Here is a 20,807-nt window from a genome sequence, read left to right as displayed (position 1 = left end):
GACCCCGACGTATACATCACATACGCCAACCCACCAGCCGAAATCCCCACCGGAAGCACCGCATCGGACTCCTCGTGCAGCTCCTCGACCGAGACGGTCGGCACGGTCCCCGGCAGCGTGTCCCCCTGACCGCCGGTGATCACGAGTTTCGGCGCGGCGTCGCGGAGCATGAACGCCACCCGCTCCTCGGGATACTCCAGATCCAGCGGCAGATACGCGCCTCCCGCCTTGAGCACCGCCAGCAGCACCACCACCAGCTCCACCGACCGCGGCAACGCGACCCCCACCAGCGACTCCCCGCCCACCCCACGGCGCACCAGGTTGCGGGCGAGCGTGTCCGACAGCTCGTCGAGTCGCTGGTAGGTGAGCGAGCGCCTGCCGGATCTGACGGCGACGGCGTCGGGCGTGGCCGCCGACCGGCGGCGGAAGGCCGCCGGGACCGACGGGTCGGGCAGGGCGGCGGCCGTCGCGTTGCAGGCGGTGAGGAGGCGGTCCCGCTCGCCGGGGAGGTACACGTCCACGGACCGCACGGGGCGGCCCGGGTCCCGCACGACCTGACGCAGCACACCGCGCAGGCGGGCGCCGAGTTGCTCGACGGTGGTGCGGTCGAACAGGTCCGTGGCGTACTCGATCACGCCGTTGATCCCCTGTTCCGTCGCGTCCGGGGCGAAGTTGAAGAACAGGTCGAACTTGGCGCCCTTGGCGGGCACCGGCTCCGCCGTGACATGTATGCCCGGGAGTGCGAAGTCGAGCCGGTGATAGTTCTGCCAGGCGAACATCACCTGGAAGAACGGGTGATAGGCCAGGGAGCGGTCCGGGTTCAGCAGCTCGACCAGCCGCTCGAAGGGAGCGTCCTGATGTTCGTAGGCACCCAGCGCCTTCTCACGGACCTGGTGGAGCAGGTCGTCGAAGGACGGGTCCCGGGAGAGCTGAAGGCGCAGCACCCAGCTATTGACGAAGAAGCCCACCATGTCGGCCAGCGCCTCGTCCGTACGTCCGGCGATGGGCGACCCGATCGCCAGATCGTCACCGCCGCCCATGCGGTGCAGCAGAACCGCCAACGCCCCCTGCAGCACCATGGACACCGTCACACCGCGGCGACGGGCCAGCTCCTCCACCCCGGAGAACAACTCCGGCCCGATCGTGAAGTCCACGACGTCACCGCGGTAGGCGGCGACGGCCGGGCGGGGCCGGTCCAGCGGCAGCCGCAACGGCTGCGGCAGGCCGTCGAGTTCCTGGCGCCAGTAGTCCACCTGCCGGGCCAGCACGCTTTCCTCGTCGGACTCGTCCCCGAGCAGCTCGCGCTGCCACAGGGTGTAGTCCACATAGCCCACCGGGAGCGGCGGCCAGTCCGGGGCGTCCCCGGCCAGCCGTGCCGCATAGGCGGTGGCGAGGTCCCGGGTGAAGGGTGCGATGGACCCGCCGTCCGCGGCGATGTGGTGGATCGCCAAGGCCAGCAGGTGCTCGTCGGGCGCGCGTCGTACCAGGGCCGCCCGGACGGGGAGATCGGTGGCCAGGTCGAACGGGTACTCCGTGGTGTCGGTGACGACGTCGGCCTGGCCCGGCCGGCCCCCGGCGGTCGACGGAACGTCCACGACGACCTCCGCGGCGGGCAGCACCTGCTGGAACGGTGTGCCCGACGGGTCCTCGACGATCAGTGTCCGCAGGCTGTCGTGCCGCCGGACCACGTCCCCCACCGCCGCCGCGAGCGCCGTGCGGTCGAGGCGGCCGCGCAGCCTCAGTACGGCCGAGATGTTGTAGTTCGCCGACGGACCGGAGAACCGGTAGAGGAACCACAGACGGCTCTGGGCATAGGACAACGGGATCATGTCTCACTCCTCGGTCATCTTGCGCAGACGCGGTCGGTGGGAGGTGGTCAGCTCCCGCCGCCGGGCGGAGAGCCCGGCGACCGTCGGGGACTCGAACAGCATCCGAATGGGGATCTCGAGGCCGGCTTCGGCCCGGATGCGGCCGATGAGACGCGTGGCGAGCAGGGAGTGCCCGCCGGCTTCGAAGAAGTTGTCGTCGATCCCCACGCGCTCCATGTCCAGGACGGCGGCGAAGCACCGCGCGAGGAGGCGTTCCTGGTCGGTGCGCGGTGCGCGGTAGTCCGCGACCGGAATGAAGGCGGGCTCGGGCAGTGCCCCGCGGTCGAGCTTGCCGTTGGGTGTCAGCGGGACGCTGTCGATCACCATCACCGCGGCGGGGACCATGAAGTCCGGCAGCCGGTCGGCAGCGAACCGCCGCACCTGTGCACCGTCCACCGGTTCCGCCGCCGTCCTGTCCGCGACGACGTAGCCGACCAGATGTCCACCGCTGCCCTGGTCGAGGTCACGCGCGACGACGGCTGCCCGCGACACACCCGGGCACCTGCGGAGCACCGCCTCGACCTCGCCGGGTTCGACGCGGAAGCCCCGTATCTTGACCTGCTCATCCGTGCGTCCGACGTACTCCAGCAGGCCGTGCGGCGTCCAGCGCGCCGTGTCACCGGTGCGGTACAGCCGTCCGCCCGGCTCCCCGCCGGTGAACGGGTCCGGCACGAACCGGGAGGCGGTGAGCCCCGGCCGGCCCAGGTAGCCGCGGGCCAGCCCCGCCCCCGCGATGTACAGCTCGCCGACGCTCCCGGCCGGCACCGGGCGCAGCCACCGGTCCAGTACGACCATGCGCACGTTCCTCAGGGGGCGGCCGATCGGCACCGTGGTGCCTGCCCCGGGAGGCCCGGAGGCGTCCGCTGCCGGTACGGCGTAGGTGGAGGCGTAGAACGTCTCCGTCGGGCCGTAGCCGTTGATGATCCGGACGCCGGGCAGTGCGGTGCGCGCCTGGTCCACGGTTGCCATGGCCAGTGGTTCGCCGGCGAAGACGACGGTGGCGGCGTCGACCGCGCCGAGGTCACCGACCAGCTCCCCGAACGCGGAGGGCACCGTCGAGAGCACCTCGCCCGACCACCGGTCGAACTCGCCGAGCGCGAGAACGTCCCGGACCAGTTCGACGGTGCCACCGGCGCACAGGGTCGCGAAGACCTCGAACACCGAGACGTCGAAGGACACCGATGTGCCGGCCAGCACGCGCCGGGCGGCGCGCAGCCCCGTGGCGGCCGCCATGGCGCCGGCGCCGTGCACCATGCCGCGGTGGCTCATGGCGACACCCTTGGGGGTGCCGGTGGATCCCGAGGTGTAGAGCAGGTAGGCGAGGTTGTCCGGGCGCAGGGGGGCGTGGCGGTCGCCGTCGTCCGGGTCGTGCGTCCGCTCCAGGGCGCAGGTGCCGGCGAGGAGGCGGGGCACCTCGGTGTCCGGAAGTCCGGCCGCGGTCTTCCGGTCGGTCAGCAGGGCCACCGGCCGGGCGTCGGTGAGCATGTACCGGATCCGGTCAGCCGGATAGTCCGGATCGACCGGCAGATACGCTCCCCCGGCCTTGAGGACGGCCAGCAGGGCCACCACCAGCTCCGGCGTGCGGGGGAGGGCCACCGCCACCCGTGTCTCGGGCCCGACCCCGCGGGCGATGAGGCCGTGGGCGAGGCGGTTGGCCTGTTCGTTCACTTCCCGGTAGGTGAGGGCTGTCGCGCCGCACACCACGGCGAGCGCGTCGGGTGTCCCGGCGGCCTGCTGCTCGAACACCGCCGTGAGGGTCGTCTCCGGCAGGGGGACCTGTGTGCCGTTGAACGTGTGGAGCACCCGCGCGCGTTCGTCCGGGCCGAGTGTGTCGACCGCGGCGACCGGCACGTCGGGGTCCGCCGCGAACCGCTGGAGTACACGTCCCAGCCGTGCGGCGATGTCCAGGGCGGTCCCGGCGGTGACCGACGTGGTCGCGTACTGGAGTCCCACGCGCAGGTGGGGGGCGGTGTCGGCGGCCACGATCAGCGGGTAGTGGGTCCCCGTCAGCGGACGGATGCCGCTGATCTCGACGCCGGCGGCCGTGTGCGCGTCGGTGAGGCCGGCCCGGTCCACCGGGAAGGACTCGAAGATGACGAGGGTGTCGAAGAGGGAGCCCAGTCCGGCTTCCCGCTGGATCTGTGCCAGCCCGTGGTGGTGGTGGTCGAGCACAGCGGCCTGGTGTTCCTGGACGCGGGCCGGCAGCGCGGCCAACGACTCACCCGGACGCAGCCGCACCCGGACGGGAAGGGTGTTGATGAAGAGCCCGACCATGCTCTCCGAGCCGTCGACCCCCGGCGGCCGGCCCGAGACGGTGGCTCCGAACACCACGTCCTCGCGGCCGGTCAACTGCCCCAGGACCACCGCCCAGGCCGCCTGGACGAGGGTGTTGGCCGTGACGCCCGCCTCGGCGGCACGCCGGGTGAGTTCCTGTGCCACCCCTGCGGGCAGGACGACTTCGGTCTGGCCCAGCGGGCCGTGTTCCGCCGTCCGGCCGGCGCCGGGCACGAGCAGGCACGGCTCCTCCAGCCCGGTGAGTTCCCGCGCCCAAACCCGGGCCGACGCCTGCGGGTCCTGCCGGGCGAGCCAGGCCAGGAAGTCACGGAAGCGGCGGGCTCGGGGCAGCAGTGTGAGGTCGGCGCCGTTGCCGTACAACCGGAGCAGATCCTGGATCAGCAGGGGCAGTGACCATCCGTCGAACAGGACGTGATGGGCCGTCAGGACCAGTTCGTGGCGCTCCTCGCCCATGCGGACCAGGGTCATCCGCAGCAGCGGCGGGACAGCGGGATCGAAGTGTGCGGCCTGGTCCCGGGCGAGCAGTCGCTCGAACTCGCCGTCCCTGGTCCGCGCCGGGGCACCGCTCAGATCGAGGTGGTGCCAGGGCAGGTCGACGTGGCCCGGCACGACCTGGACCGTCTCGCCGTCCGCGGTGTCGGCGAAGGCGACGCGAAGGTTCGCGTGGCGGTCGAGCAGGGCCTGCCCGGCGGCCCGCATCCGCGTGGGGTCGACCATGCCGTCGAGGTGGAGGACGAGTTGCATGTGGTAGGCGTCGAAGGAGTCCCCGGCCAGCCCGCTGTGGTAGAGCAGGCCGGCTTGCATGGAGGTCAGCGGCCATGCATCGGTCAGCCCGGAGTACCGCTCCTCCCACCTCTCGATGTCCGGCTGTTCCACCCGTACCAGAGGCAGGTCGGACGGGGTCAGTCCGCCCGAGTCCGGCTGCTCGGCGTGGTGCGCCAGACCTTCCAGCAGGGCGGTCCACCGGCCGGCCAGCTCGGACACCTTCACGTCGTCCAGAACGCCCGAAGGGAAGGCGAAGACGGTGGACAGGCGCGGGCCCCGCTCGGTGTCGGTGACGGCGGCATGGATCTCCAGGGCCGAGGTGACGGGCAGGTCCGGATCGGGGGACGGGGCACCGATGCCCGGGACGCTCGTCCAGCCGAGCCCCCGCAGTGGTCCGGGCATGTCGCCCGCCGAGTACCGTCCCAGGTAGTTGAATCCGATCTGCCCTTGCGGGCGGGCCGCGAGTTCGGCCCCGGTCCGCTCGTTGAGGTGGCGCAGCAGTCCGTAGCCGAGCCCCTTGTCGGGGATCCGCAGCAGTTGTTCCTTCACCGACTTCACGAGACGGGCGGCGGCGGGGCCCCCGTCGAGCACGTCCCGCGCGTCGGTGTCGCCCACGTCCAGCCGGACCGGATACACACTGGTGAACCAGCCGACGGTCCGGGACAGGTCGGCGCCGGGGACGACCTGCTCCTCACGACCGTGTCCTTCGAGCCGGAGCAGAACCGTCGTGTCGTCGGTGCCCCGCCAGTCCCGCACGGCCAGGGCGAGCGCCGCCAGCAGCCCGTCGTGCACCCCGCCCCGGAACGCGGCGGGGAGCTTGGTCAGCAGGCTCTGTGTCGTCGGGGCGGACAGCTCGGTGCGAACGGTGCGTACCGTGCCGGCGACGTCCTTCGCCGGATCGATCCTCCTGGAGCCGATGAGCGGATCGGTGCCGGCCAGCCGGTCCCGCCAGAACTCCATCTCGGCCACGCGCTCCGGGCGGCGCGCCTCGTCCGCCAACGCCTGCGCCCAGCGGCGGGCCGACGTCGGGACACCGGGCAGTTCCGGCCGCCTGCCCTGCCGCACCTGCTGCCAGGCAGCGGCGAGGTCGGGCAGGAGAATCCTCCACGACACGCCGTCGACCACCAGATGGTGCAGGACGAGCAGCAGCCGGCCAGACCCTGTCCCCGCCTCGCGGAGCCACACGAACTGGGCCATCACCCCGTCGGACGGGTCGAGCCGGTCCGCAGCCGCGTCCAGCTCCTCACGCACCCGGTCTTCCCAGGGGGTCTGCGGGTCCCAACGGGCCTCATGGATCCATCGCCCCGCGTCCACCGTGCCCGCGGGCGCGACAGTCACCCCTTGCCCGACCGGTGTCATCAGCCGGGCGCGGAGCATGTCGTGCCGGTCGACCACGGCGGACACCGTCGCCCGCAGCTCGTCCGAGGTGAGGTCGGCCGGGAGGTCCAGCACCATCGACATGGAGAACCGCCGGTGGCCGCCGCCGAGGGCGAACAGGTGCCGGGCGGCGGGCAGATGGGGCATCGGTCCCACGCCGCCACCCTCCGGTTCGGGCAGTACGCGACGTGCTCCGTCCGGGCCACCACGCGCCGCGGCCTCGGCCAGCGCGGCGACCGTCCGGCACTCGAAGACCTGCCGCGGGGTGACCTCGATTCCGTGCGCCCTCGCGCGGGCGACCACCTGGATGGAGCGGATGCTGTCCCCGCCGGCCGCGAAGAAGTCGTCGTCCGCACCGACCCGGGCCAGGCCCAGGACTTCGGCGTACACACCCGCCAGGGCCCGCTCCTCGTCCGACGCGGGCGCCCGGTAGGCGGGACCGGTGAACCGGGGCTCGGGCAGGGCCCCCCGGTCCAGCTTCCCGTTCGGCGTCAGCGGCAGCCGGTCCATGAAGACGAACGCACCGGGCACCATGTAGTCGGGAAGCCGGCCCTCGGCGAATCGGCGCAGCTCGGGCGTCGAGATGCCCGCGGTGAGATCGACGTCGCCGGTCGCGGCGGCACCGGACGGCACCACGTAGGCGACGAGCCGGGTACCGCCGTGGCCGTTGCCGAGCGCGACGACCGCGGCCCGCTCGACTCCGGGACAGGCGGTCAGCGCGGCCTCCACCTCGCCCGGCTCGATACGGAACCCGCGCACCTTCACCTGCGCGTCGGCGCGGCCGGTGTATTCGAGTTGCCCGTCGGCGTTCCACCGCACGAGGTCGCCGGTCCGGTACATCCGCGCGCCCGCCGGGCCGAAGGGGTCGGCCACGAACCGGCCGGCGGTCAGCGCGGCACGGCCCCGGTAGCCCCGGCCGACGAGCCCGGCGACGTACAGCTCGCCGACGGCTCCGGTGGGCAGCGGGGCCAGCCCTGGGCCGAGTACGTAGGTCCGCATGTTCGCCAGCGGCCGGCCCACCGGCGCCGTGCCCGTCATCGCCTGGTCCCGCACCTCGAACGTGGTGGCGTAGAAGGACTCGGTCTGTCCGTACGCGTTGACGAGACGGGCGCCGGGCAGTGCCTTCTGTATCCGCCTGACCAGGTCGGGACGGAGTGCCTCCCCGGCGACCACCACGGTGTCCACGGCCGAGCCGGGCGCGATCTGTTCGAGCAGTTCGGCAAGGACGGAGGGGACCGTGCTGAGCACACCGCCGCTCCAGCCCTGCCGCTCGCTGAGCGCGAGGGCGTCCCGGACCAGTTCGACCGTGCCGCCCGCGCACAGCGTCGTGAACAGTTCGAAGAGTGACACGTCGAAGCTGACCGACGTGCCGGCGAGGGTGCGCGTCGCGGAGGTGACACCGATTGTCGAGGTCAGCGCCAGCACGCCGTTGACGAGGCCCTCATGGGTGATGCCGACGCCCTTGGGCCGCCCGGTCGACCCGGAGGTGTACATCAGGTAGGCGAGGTTTTCCGGGTGGACCTGGCGAAGGTGCGCGCCGGCCGGGCCGCCGAGGTCGTCCAGGAGGCATCGTGGCGTGCCGTCCGGCGGCAGGACCGGCTCGGTGGCGGCGTCGGTCAGCACACAGAGGGGACGGGAGTCGGCCAGCACCTCCGCCAGCCGCTGACCGGGGTACGCCGGGTCGAGGGGCAGGTAGGTGCCGCCCGCCCTCAGCACGCCCAGCACGGCGGCCACCAGGCGGGACGACCTCGGCAGTGCCACGGCGACCACGGTCTCGGGGCCGGCTCCCCGCGCGGCCAGGGTCCGGGCGATCCGCTCCGACCGCGCGCGCAGCTCCCGGTACGTCAGGCGCTCGTCCTCGCACAGCAGGGCGAGCGCATCCGGTGTGTCGTCGGCGCGCTGATCGAACAGGCCGACGACCGTGGCGTCGGGGAGCGCCGCGGTCGTGGCGTTCAGCTCCGTCACGAGCCGGTGGCGCTCGGCGCCACCGAGCAGATCCACGGAACCGATCCGCAGGGCGGGGGCGGCGACGACCTGGCGCAGCACCCGGACGAACTGCTCCGCGATCCGGTCGGCGGTCTTGTCGTCGAACAGGTCCACGGCGTATTCGAGCACTCCGTCGACGCCGCCCCCCGCACCCGGCCCGAGGTTGAACAGCAGGTCGAACTTGGCGGTGAGCGCCGGGACGGGTTCCGCCTCGACGCGCAGGCCGGGGAGGTCCAGCTCCAGCGGCGCCGTGTTCTGCCAGGCGAACATGACCTGGAACAGCGGGTGGGCGGCCGTGGATCGGTCCGGGTTGAGCAGCTCGACGAGTCGCTCGAACGGCAGGTCCTGGTTGTCGTAGGCCGCCATGGCCTTGTCACGCACCTGGTCGAGGAGCCGGCCGAAGGGGGGATTGCCCGTCGGCCGGACCCGCAGCACCCACGTGTTGACGAAGAACCCCACCAGGTCCGCCAGGGCCTCGTCGGTGCGGCCGGCGATGGGTGACCCGAGCGTGATGTCGTCGCCGCCACCGAGCTGGTGCAACAGTGTGACCAGCGCGGACTGCAACACCATGGGGGCCGTCGCACCGGCGTCGCGCGCCACCTGTTCCACCCGGGCCATCAGGTCGCGGTCCAGGGTGAACCCGGTCCGGCCGCCGCGGTGGCCGGCCACCGGCGGCCTGGGCCGGTCGGCGGGCAGGGACAGCGGTCCCGGTACGCCGGCCAGCTCCCGCTGCCAGTAGGCGAACTGTTCCGTCAGTACGCTGCCCGGATCGTCCTCGTCGCCGAGCAGACCGGCGTGCCAGAGCGCGTAGTCGGCGTACTGCACCGGTAGCTCCCGCCAGGCCGGAGGCAGCCCTCGCCGGCGCGCCGCGTAGGCGCGTGACAGGTCGCGTGTCAGAGGTGCGGCGGAGCCTCCGTCGGCGGCGATGTGGTGGAGGACGAGCACCAGGACGTGGACGTCCGGACCGCATCGGAACAGGCGCGCGAGAAGGGGGGCCTCGCGGTACAGGTCGAACTCGTGCGCCGCGAGGGCCGCCACCGCGGCGGGGACCGCCTCCTCGGCCAGTGGCCGGGCGGGCAGGTCGACCCGCACGTCCTCGGCCGGCAGTATCCGCTGACCGGCCGCCCCGTTCTCGTCCTCCACGATCAGGGTCCGCAGGCTCTCGTGCCGCGTCAGGACGTCGTGCACCGCCGCGCGGAGGGCCACGACGTCGAGGTCGCCGCGGAGCCGTACGGCCAGCGGAAGGTTGTACGTGGCCGAGGGGCCGTCGAACCGGTCGATGAACCACATACGGCGCTGGGCGAACGACAGCGGTACGCGGTGCGGCCGTGCGCCTCGGCGCAGGACGGGCCGCCTCCGGGGGGAGCCGGTGAGCCGGTGGGCGAGGTGTGCGACGGTCGGCGCCTCCAGCACCGCGCGGATCGTCACCTCGGTGTCCAGCTCCGACCGGATGCGGCTGACCAGCCGGGTGGCGAGCAGTGAATGCCCGCCCAGGGCGTAGAAGTCGTCGTCGATGCCGACCTGGGGGACGTCGAGCACTTCGGCGAACAGGGCGGCCAGGAGGTGTTCACGGCGATCCCGCGGCGCCCGGTACGGGCTCTGCGTGCCCTCGGGTGCGGGCAGCGCCGTGCGGTCCAGCTTCCCGCTGGGCGTGAGGGGGAAGCTGTCCAGGGCGACGACGAACGACGGCACGGCGTAGGACGGCAGCCGCTCCTCGGCGAAGGCCCGCAGATCTTCCGGGGAGGCCGGCTCCTCCAGTACCACGTAGGCCACCAGGCGGGTGGCGGCGCCGGTCCCGTGGGCGACCACGACGACCTGGCCGACCGCGGGATGCTCCGCCAGCGCGGCCTCGGCCTCCGCGGGCTCGACGCGGTGTCCGCGTACCTTGACCTGCGCGTCGGCCCGTCCGACGCACTCCAGCAGGCCGTCGTCGTTCCAGCGTCCCAGGTCGCCGGTGCGGTACATGCGCGATCCGGGAGGGCCGAAGGGGTCGGCGACGAACCGCTCGGCGGTCAGGCCCGCGCGGCGGTGGTAGCCGCGTCCCACGCTCGCCCCCGCGACGTACAGTTCGCCCGTCACGCCCTGGGGCAGCAAAGTGAGCGACGGCCCGAGGACGTACACGCACACGTTGTCCAGGGGCCGGCCGATCGGTACGCTGCCGGCCGTGCGCAGCGGCTCCCCCGGGGCGAGAGCGAAGGCGGTGGCGTAGAACGTCTCGCTCTGCCCGTAGGCGTTGAGCACCCGCGCACCGGGAAGGCGGTCGCGTAGCCGGTCGACCAGCGCGGCGGGCAGGACCTCACCCGCGAAGACCACCGCGTCCGCGGCGGCCCGGCTCCCGATCCGCTCCACCAGCTCCGCGAACACCGAGGGCACGGTGCTGATCACGCCTGCGTTCCCGCGGTCGCGCTCCGCCAGCGACAGTACGTTCGGGACCACGTCGACGCGGCCGCCGGTGGTCAGTGTCGTCAGCATCTCGAAGACCGACACGTCGAAGCTGATGGAGGCGCCGGCCAGCATGTGCCAGCCCGTGTCCAGACCAAGACCGCGTACGAGCCCGGTCAGCCCGTTGGCCACGTTCCGGTGGGTGATCCCCACGCCCTTGGGGGTGCCGAGGGAACCGGAGGTGTACATCAGGTAGGCGAGGCCGTCCGGGCGGGCGCGGGGCGGGGGGTTCGTGTCCGGCCGCGCCGGCGTCCGCTCCAGCGTGAGCCGTGTGATACCATCCGGCGCGGAATCCGACCGCGGGTCCGGGTCCGGGTCCGGGTCCGGGTCCGCGAGCATCAGCAGCGGGCGCGCGTCCGCGAGCATGAAGTCCCGCCTGGACTCGGGGAACGCCGGGTCCAGGGGCAGGTAGGCGCCCCCGGTCTTCAGCACCCCGAGTACGGCCACCACGAGGTCGGTCGAGCGGGACATCGCCACACCTGTGAGGGTCTCCGGCCCGGCCCCGTGCTCCGTCAGCCGGTGTGCGAGGCGGTTCGCCCGGGCGTTCAGCTCGCGATAGGTCAGCGTGTCCGTGCCGTCGGTCACGGCGGTGGCGTCGGGCGTCGACGCGGCCTGCCGCTCGAACAGCTCGGGCAGGGTGAGTGACGGCGACGGCGCGGTGGGGCCGTTGTACTGACGCAGGAGGCGGTCGCGCTCGCCCGGGGCCAGTACGTCCACAGCGGCGACGCGCAGTTCCGGTTCGTCGCGGAGTTGACGCAGCAGCCGGGCCAGGCGTCCTGCCGTCCGGTGGGCGTCGGCGGAGGTGAACAGGCCCTCCTGGTACTGCAGGCTCAGCCGGAGGTGCGGGTCGGCGGTCGCCATGACGGTCAGCGGATAGTGCGTCACCGTGAACGGCCGGATGCCGGTGACCTCGATGCCGGCGGCGGCGTGGGCCTCGCCCATCCCGGCCCGGTCCACCGGGTAGGACTCGAAGGCGACCAGCGTGTCGAAGAGGGTGTCGAGCCCGGCCAGCCGCTGGATGTCGCTCAGGCTGAAGTGGTGGTGATCGAGCAGCGCGGCCTGCCTGTCCTGCACCCGCGCCACAAGGTCCGCGACCGTGTCGGCCGGCGTGCAGCTCACCCGGACGGGGACGGTGTTGATGAACATCCCCACCATCGAGTCGGCGCCGGGGACGGCCGGCGGCCTGCCGGACACGGTGGCACCGAAGACGACGTCCTGGCGGCCGGTGAGCTGCCCGAGCAGAAGGGCCCAGGCGCACTGCAGGACGGTGTTGACCGTGACTCCCAGTGCGGCGGCGCGGCGGGACAGCGCCGCGGACTCCGCCGGGGTCAGCGGCACGTCCACGTGACCGACGCGCGGAGAACCGGACGAGTGGTTCCGTCCGTTCCCGTCGCGCGGGGCAAGCAGCGTCGGACCCTCCAGTGCGTCCATCTCCTCCGCCCAGGCCCGCTCGGCCGCGGCGGCGTCCTGAGTACCGAGCCACTGGAGGAACGCGCGGTACTCCCGCGGCCTCGGCAGCACCGACGCGTCGTCCGCCGCGTACAGGTGCAGCAGTTCCTTCAGCAGGATCGGCAGTGACCAGCCGTCGAAGAGCAAGTGGTGCGAGGTGAGCACCAGTTCGGCGCTCCGCGGGCCGGTGCGCAGCAGTGCCAGCCGCAGCAGCGGCGGCACGTCGAGAGCGAACGGCTGCTCCAGATCGGCCTTGAGGAACTGCTCGACCGCCCGGGCGGGCTCGGTCGCGGCGCTCAGGTCGGTCTCGTGCCAGGGCAGGGCCAGGCCGTCGACGACGAGTTGCACCGGCTCGCCGCGGGTCCCGGTGGTGAACCCGGCGCGCAGGCTCCGGTGCCGGTCGAGCAGGGCCTGCCCGGCGGCGCGCATCCGTGCGGCATCGATGTGGCCCTTGAGGTGGAGGACGAGCTGGACCTGGTACACGTCGAAGGAGGAATCGGCCAGGGACGCGTGATACATCAGCCCGGTCTGCAGCGGCGTCAGCGGCCAGACGTCGGCCAGGCCGGGGTGCCGGCCCTGCCAGGTGTCCAGATCACGCTGGCTCACCGGCGTCAGGGGCACGTCGGACGGGGTGAGGCCACCCGTCCCGGGCCGGGACACGTGCCGGGCGAGCCCTTCGAGGCCGGTCCGCCACCTCCGGGCCAGGTCCCGCACCCGGCCGGCGCTCAGCACACCGCTGGGGAAGGTGAGCGTGGCGCTCAGCCGCCTGTCGTCGCCGGACCCCGCGAGGACGGCGGTCACGTCCAGCACGGACATCACCGGCATGTCCTCGTCCACCGGTGCGCCGAGGCCGCCCGCTTCGGGGGCGGGAGCCCAGTCCAGGCCGCGCACCGCCGCGGGCATGTCGTCGGCGGCGTATCCGCCGAGGTAGTTGAAGGTGATCTGCCCGGTGGGGAGTCGGGCCATCTCGTCGCGGGTGCGGGGGTTCAGGTAGCGCAGCAGGCCGTAGCCGAGGCCGTTGTCGGGCACGCTCCGTAGCTGCTCCTTGACCGACTTGACCAGGGCTCCGGCCGCCGGTCCCCCGGCGAGGACCTCGTCCGGGTCCCAGGCGCCGACATCGAGCCGTACCGGGAACATGCCGGTGAACCATCCGACCGTCCGGGAGAGGTCGGCGCCGGCAACGATCTGCTCCTCGCGGCCGTGCCCTTCGAGCCGGAGCAGCACCGACCCCTCGTCCGGGCCGCGCCACTGACGCACGGCCACCGCCAGCGCGGCGAGCAGCCCGTCCCGCGTGGTGCACCGGAAGGCGGCGGGCAGCCGGGTCAGCAGGGCGTGCGTGACCTCGGTGCTCAGGGTGACCCGCACCTGCGCCGTGGTGGCCGTCCGGTCGACCGCCAGGTCGAGCGGGCGCCTGCCCAGGTCCGGGTCGGGCCCGGACAGCACGCTCCGCCACCAGGCCGCCTCCGCCGCCCTGCCCGGCCGGACGGCTTCCTCCGCGAGCGCGTGCGCCCATCGCCGCGCCGACGTGGTGCGGGGCGGCAGCTCGACGGAACGGCCCGCCCGCACCCGGGACCAGGCGGCGGCCAGGTCGGGGAGCAGGATCTGCCACGAGACCCCGTCGACGACCAGGTGGTGCACCATCAGCAGCAGACGTCCGGGGCGCCCGTCGGCCCGGAACCACACGGCCTGCGCCATCGCCCCCTCTTCGGGGTTCAGCTTGGCTGCGGCGCGGCGCAGTTCACGGGACAGCAGGTGGCTCCAGTCGTCCCCCGACCAGCTCCCGGCGTGGTCGAGGCGGCGGATCGGGACGCTGTCCCCCTCGCCTTCCACGACGAGACCGGGAGCGGGGTCCTGCACCAGCCGCGTCGCCGTGACGCGATGGTGGCGCAGCACCGCGTTCAGCGTCGCGGCCAGGCCACTTTCATCGATGCCCTCCGGCAGGGTCAGGAGGAAGTGCTGAGCGAACCCGGCGCGGCTGCCGGGCAGTTCGCCGACGTATCGCGCGATGGGCAGCAGCGGCTGCCAGCCCTCGACGCCGCCTTCCAGTTCGGCCAGCCGCTCGGGCGCACCGTCCTCGGACACCACGCCGGCGACCTCGGCCAGCCTGGCGACGGTGCGGTGTTCGAAGACCTGCCGGGGGGTGATCGCCATCCCGGCGGCGCGGGCCCGCACCGCCACGTGGATGGAGCGGATGCTCTCTCCGCCCAGGGAGAAGAAGTCGTCATCGATGCCGACGCGGTCCAGTCCCAGCACTTCGGCGTAGACCGCGGCCAGGGCCCGTTCCACCGCCGAACCGGCAGCTCGGTAGTCACCTCCGGCGGACTCGGGTGCGGGCAGGGCCGACCGGTCCGGCTTCCCGTCCGCCGTCAGCGGCAGGCTGTCCAGCACGGTGATGACGGCCGGTGTCATCAGAGGGGGCAGCCGACGGGCGACGAACTCCCGGAGGTCTCCCACGGCGATACCGGCGTTGATGTCGACGTCCGCGGCGTGGTCCCCGGCGGGCCGGTCCGACGACGTCACCGGCACGACACAGGCGACCAGTCGTGTCTCGCCGCCCTTGTCCCGTACCGCTGTCACGGCCGCCTGGGCGACCCCGGGGTACGCGGTCAGAGCGGCCTCGACCTCGGCCGGTTCGACGCGTGTGCCGTGGACGGACACCTGCGCGTCGGTCCGGCCGAGGTGCTCCAGTTCTCCCCTGGCGTTCCACCGCGCCAGGACACCGGTGCGATACATCCGCGTGCCGGCGGGGCCGAAGGGATCAGCCACGAACCGTTCCGCCGTACCGCCGGGACAAGCGAAGTACCCGCGGGCGACCCCGGGCCCGGCCACATGGACCTCGCCCGGAACGCCCAGGGGCTGCCTCCTCAGTCCGGGCCCGAGCACGTGGACCCGGGCGGAGTCCTCGGCCCGGCCGTACGGGCCGGCCCGGTCCTCCCCCGCCCGAAGGGGGGCCGGACCGGTGCGCGCGGACCATGTTCCCGCCTCGCCGACGCCGTACACGGTCGGCGTTTCGACGTCGTCCCCGAGTCGGCTCCGGGCCCATTCCCGCAGGCGGTGTGCCCCGGGCGCGTCGCCGGCGAGCAGCACTGTCCGCAACGCCGTGCGCGGCCGGTGCCCGCTTGCCTCGGCGGCGGCCGCGAAGCCGGAACCGGTGGCGGCGTCCAGGGCCAGGACGGTGACGCCCTCACAGACGACGAGGTCCCACAGCGCCTCCGCCGAACGGGCGACCTGCTCCGGCACGACCACGACCCGCCCGCCGCCGAGCAGGGCCTCCCAGTTCTCCCGCTCCGCCAGGTCGGATGCCACCTCGTGGTACCAGGCCGACACCTCGGCACGATCGTCGTCCCGCCCGCGCCCCGCGGCCCGGTTCAGCAGCGCGCCGTGGGTGAGGGCGACCGCCTCGGCATGCCCCCGCGGTCCCGAGACGTGCAGCAGGCAGGCCGGCAGATCGGGCCGCACCCGTCCCGGGCCCGGGTGGGTGTCCGGTTGCCGCGCCGCGGCCCGGCGCTCGGCGTCGCGCACCCGCAGGGCAGGCAGGTCCGCGCGGGCGAGAGCGGGGGCCGTGTGCTGTTCCGCCAGGATCAGCGACGGCCGTACGGTGGCGAGGAGATGCCCGACGCGCTCGCTGCCGTCGGCCGGGTCCAGCGGCAGGTAGGCGCCGCCGGCCTTCAGCACGGCGAGCCGCGCCACCACCGCCTCCGGCGACCGGGGCAGCGCCAGGGCGACCACCGTCTCCGGGCCCACCCCGCGGTCGACGAGTTCGTGCCCGAGCCGGTTGGCGCGCACGTCCAGCTCCCCATAGGTGAGCGCGCCGCCGGTCCAGCTCACCGCCACCGTGTCCGGGCGGTCCGCCGCGTAGCGGGCCAGGACCTCCGGGATCGTCGTCGCGCCCGCGCCGGGCCCGGCCGGCTCGCGCACCGGGGCCGGGCCGGGTCCACCTGTCCAGAGGTCCTCTTCCGCAAGGACGACGCTGACCGCGCCCAGCCGGCGGGAAGGGCGGGTGACCACCTGCCGGAGCACCTGGACGAAGCGCGCGGCGAGCTGTTCGATCGTCGCCCGCTCGAACAGGTCGGTGGCGTACTCGACCGAGCCGCGCAGTCCCGTCCCGTCCGGGTCCGGCCCCATATTGATCAGCAGGTCGAACTTGGCTGTCCCCGTGGGGGTGACGGCCCATTCCGCCCGTACCCCCCCGAGGTCGAAACCAGGCAGTTCGTCCTGCCAGGCGAACATGGTCTGGAAGAGCGGATGGTGTCCCAGCGAGCGTTCGGGGTTGAGCAGTTCGACCAGCCGGTCGAACGGCGCGTCCTGGTGGTCGTAGGCGGCCAGCGCCTTGTCACGCACCTGTTCGAGGAGTCGCTCGAACGAGAGGTGCCCGGCGGGGCGGGCGCGCAGCACCCAGGTGTTGACGAAGAATCCGACCAGGTCGGTCAGTTGTTCGTCGGTCCGTCCGGCGATCGGGCAGCCGATGGCGATGTCGTCACCCGACCCCATCTGGTGCAGCAGCACGGTGAACGCCGCTTGCAGCACGATCGAGGGGGTGAGGGAACGACCGCGAGCGAGTGCCTCGACCGCGGCGGACAGCTCCGGCCCGACGGTGAAGTCCACCGTGGCGCCCCGGTGGGTGGCCCGCGCCGGCCGGGGGTGGTCGGCGGGCAGCGGCGTCGGCTGTCGCAGTCCCGCCAGTTCCCCTTCCCAGTACGCCAGTTGCCGGCTCAGCAGCGGACTGTCGCCGGAGCCCGCGGCCAGCAGCTCACGCTGCCAGAGGGTGTAATCGGCGTACTGCACCGGCAGGTCGGGCCAGTGCGGCGCCTCGCCACCGAGCCGGGCCGTGTACGCCGCCGACAGGTCGCGTCCCAACGGCACGACGGACTCGGCGTCGCCCGCGATGTGGTGCAGCACCAGCACCAGCACATGCGCCTCGTCCCCGACACGCAGGAGCGAAGCGCGCAGGGGAAGGTCGTGGACGAGGTCGAACAGACCGGTGGCCGCCGTGCGCACGGCGTCCTCGACCCCCGCCCGGTCGACCGTCAGCACCCGAAGGGCGACGCCGGCCGCCGACGCGGCGCGCACTCGCTGGAAGGCGACGCCGTGTTCGTCCTCGGCGATCACCGTCCGCAGGGCCTCGTGCCGGGTCACCACGTCCCGCAGCGCCGACTCCAGCGCGTCCGCGTCCACCGGACCGTCGAGGCTGAACACGGCCGGGATGTTGTACGAGGCGGAGGGATCGGCCAAGCGGTGCAGGAACCACAGCCGCTGCTGCGCGAACGACAGCGGTACGCGGTCCGGGCGCTCCACCGGCCGCAACCGCGGGCGGGCGGCGGCATCCGTGTGCAGGTGCCGCGCCAACCCGGCAACGGTGGGCGCGGCGAAGACCGCGCCGATGGGCAGCTCCACTCCCAGCTCCGCACGGATCCGGTTCACCAGGCGGGTGACCAGCAGCGAGTGACCGCCGAGCAGGAAGAAGTTGTCGTCGATGCCGACCCGGTCCACCCCGGTCAGTTCGGCGTAGAGGCGCACGAGTGTCTCTTCGTGCGGCGTCCGCGCGGCGCGGAAGTCCTCCCGCGGCACTTCGGGGTCCGGCAGCGCCGCGCGGTCGAGCTTTCCACTGGCCGTCACCGGAAGCCGGTCGAGTACGACGAAGACCGCCGGGACCATGAACTCCGGCAGTCGTGCCGCGGCGAACGCCCGCAGCTCGCCGGTGGACAACGGGGTCGCGGCGGCCGCGTAGGCCACGAGCTGCTTCCCCTCCCCCGCCGCCGGATCGGCACGGGAGAGAACGGCCGCTCCGGAGACGCTCGGGTGGGTCTTGAGCACCGCCTCTATCTCACCGGGTTCGATCCTGAAGCCGCGGACCTTGACCTGGTCGTCCGCCCGGCCGACGAAGTACAGGTCTCCGGACGGGGCGACGGTGACCACGTCGCCGGTGCGGTACATGCGTTCGCCGGGCAGGCCGGACGGGCAGGCGACGAACCGCTCGGCGGTGAGACCGCCCTTGCCCAGATACCCGCGGGCCAGTCCGGTCCCCGACACGTACAGTTCGCCGGTGCAGCCCGGGGGCACCGGCTGAAGCGCGGCGTCGAGCACGTGGACGCGGGTGTTGTCCGTCGGCCGTCCGATGGGCACATCCGCGCCGATCGACGTGTCGGCGGTGAGGGTCTGGCAGGTCGCGGCGACGGTCGTCTCGGTCGGGCCGTACACGTTCACGAATGTCGTCGCCGGACACTCCCGGACCGCACGCCTGATCGTCGAGGCCAGCACCCGCTCGCCGCCGGTCACCACCGTGGAGAGCCCTGCCAGGCAGGCGGGATCGCTCTCGACGACGAGGTTGAGCAGGGCGGAGGGCAGGCACACCGCGGTGACCCGGTGTTCGGTGAAGAGCCCCGCCAACTGCCGCAGACCGAGCTCCCCCGGCGGTGCGACCACGACGCTGCCTCCGTGCGTCAGGGGCACCCACAGCTCATAGACGGACGCGTCAAAGGTGTGCGGTGACCGCAGCAGCACCCGGTCGTGGCCGGTGCGCCAGCCCCGGTCCAGCACGAAGTCCGTGAGATTGCGGTGGTTGACACCAATGGCCTTCGGGGTGCCCGTGGAGCCGGATGTGAACATGACGTAGGCGAGCCGGTCAAGTCGGTCACCCGTGCCCGTGCCCGGGTCCGGCGCCGCGCCGCGGGACGGAGTCCGGAGCTGGTCCAGCACGAGGACCGGGCCGGTTCCCTCCGGGACACCGCGGGCATGCGCGGAATCGGTCAGCACCATCCTCGGACGCACGTCGTGCAGCATCAGCTCCACTCGTGCCCGGGGGTACGAAGGATCGACCGGCACGTAGGCGCCACCGGCCTTCAGCACGGCCAGGAACGTCGTCACCAGTTCCACCGACCGCGGCAGCAGCACCACGACCGGCGCATCGGGTACGACACCCCGCCGTCGCAGTTCGGCGGCCAGGCGCCCGGCGCGTTCGTCGAGTTCCCGGTAGGTGAGCGACGTGTCGCCGCAGACCACGGCGACAGCTTCGGGTGTCTCCTCCGCCCGCTCCTTCACCAGCTCCGGGACGGTCAGCCCGGGAGCCGGCCGGTGAGTGTCGTTGACGCGTGCCAGGAGGGCGCGCTGTTCCGGCCGAAGCGTCGCCAGGCGGGCGCCCGGCACGTCCGGCCGGTCTGCCGCGGCACGCAGGAAGTCCACCAACTCCGCGGCGATGAAGTGCAGTTCGGACGATCCGTACAGAGTGGACGGCGCATCCACGCGCACGTGCAGATCACCGTCGGCGCCGCCGTCCCGGTACACCGTGATGCCGAGATCGTCCACGATTCCCCAGGACCCCAGGAGGAGCCGGGCAGGGCTGCCCGCGAAATCCAGCGCCGTCACATACGGCATGACGTTGACGAGGACCCCGAAGGGGCTGCGCGCCTCGCCGGTCACACCGGCACCCCTCTGGATGTCGGTGACGTGGTGCCCGGCGTGCCTCAGCACCTGACGCATCTCGGCGGCCACCGCACGCACCGTCTCGGCGAAGGTGGACGTGAGCGGTGTACCGCCTCGCAGCGGCACGATGTTCAAGGTGGGCGCGATCGTGTGCGCCGCGGCGCCCCGCCGGTTCTTGACACCGAGCGAGAACAGCGGCGTGGGCGGTCCGCCACGCCGCGCCAGATACAGGGACGTCGCCGCGGCCACCAGCTCGGGCAGCCGCGCGCCCAGCCGCCGCGCCAGCTCTTCCCAACCGGCCGCCTCGCTCCCGGCCACGGTGACGACGCGGCTGCCCATGCCGATGGCCCCCGCCAGCTCCGCCCAGCGGTCGGCCGGCCGGCCGCGCTCGTGCGGCGCCGTCCCCGCCGTGGCGGAAACCCCGGTAGCGGGACGGGAGAGGCGGGCCGGGACCCGTCGGTCCGCCAGGTACTCGCGCCAGAAATCCGCATCGTCGACAAAGCGGGTGGAATCCCGGTATTCCTGCTCGGCGGTGAGCAGCGCATCGGGGCTTTCGAACCGCGCCGGCGGCACCGGCAGGCCCGCGTACCGGGCGGAGTAGACCTCGGCGATGCGCGACGACAGCATCGTGACCACGCTGAAGCCGTCGGCGACCAGGTGCTGGAAGATGACGACAAGGAGGAGGCGGGCCGGCTCCAGCCGGATCGCACCGACCCGGAACAGGAGGTCCTTCGACAGGTCGAACGGGGCGCCGACCAGGTCGGCCAGCATCTCGCGGGCGGCCGCCTCGGGGTCCTTCGCCGCACTCACGTCGGCGCTGAACGGCTCCAGCCGGCCGGCCGGACCGACAGTCCGCCGCAGCCCTTCCTCCTCCTCGTGGAAGTTGGCGAGAACGGCATCGGTCTCACTGAATACCTGCCGTAGCGCGGCGTCGAGCACACCGAGGTCGACCTGACCGTGAATTTCCCACAACATGGCCGGGTTGTTGGAATTCCCGGGTGCCATTTTCTGGGCCAGCCACAGCCCTTCCTGAGCCGACGACACGCCACTCGTACTCAAGATGACCGCCTCCCCTTCCGGAGACAAACGCGTACGCATTTGCCGCAGAGACCACCACTCTTGAGGCCCCATGGTCGGCGGGTCAAGGGCGTCCAGGGTTCGGCACTTCAATGTGTCTTCGGCATCGGGTGTCCCGTCGACAGGACA

General features: G+C 73.0%; 2 protein-coding genes. Both read right to left on the bottom strand.

Annotated features, from left to right (window positions below):
* Positions 1 to 1,829: condensation domain-containing protein (locus ABEB00_RS33945; RefSeq protein WP_345624568.1), on the bottom strand; the 1,829-nt coding region annotated here is incomplete at its 3' end.
* A gap of 3 nt (positions 1,830 to 1,832) precedes the next feature.
* Positions 1,833 to 20,660 carry a non-ribosomal peptide synthetase gene (locus ABEB00_RS33940; RefSeq protein WP_345624567.1) on the bottom strand — a complete coding sequence of 6,276 codons (18,828 nt, stop codon included), beginning with the start codon at positions 20,658 to 20,660 and terminating at the stop codon, positions 1,833 to 1,835.
* Between the last annotated feature and the right edge of the window lie 147 nt (positions 20,661 to 20,807).

It is taken from the genome of Streptomyces ziwulingensis (assembly GCF_039542605.1).
Lineage (GTDB): Bacteria > Actinomycetota > Actinomycetes > Streptomycetales > Streptomycetaceae > Streptomyces > Streptomyces ziwulingensis.
Note: the sequence above shows the minus strand (reverse complement) of the source record. Positions and strands in the feature narration are given on the sequence as shown.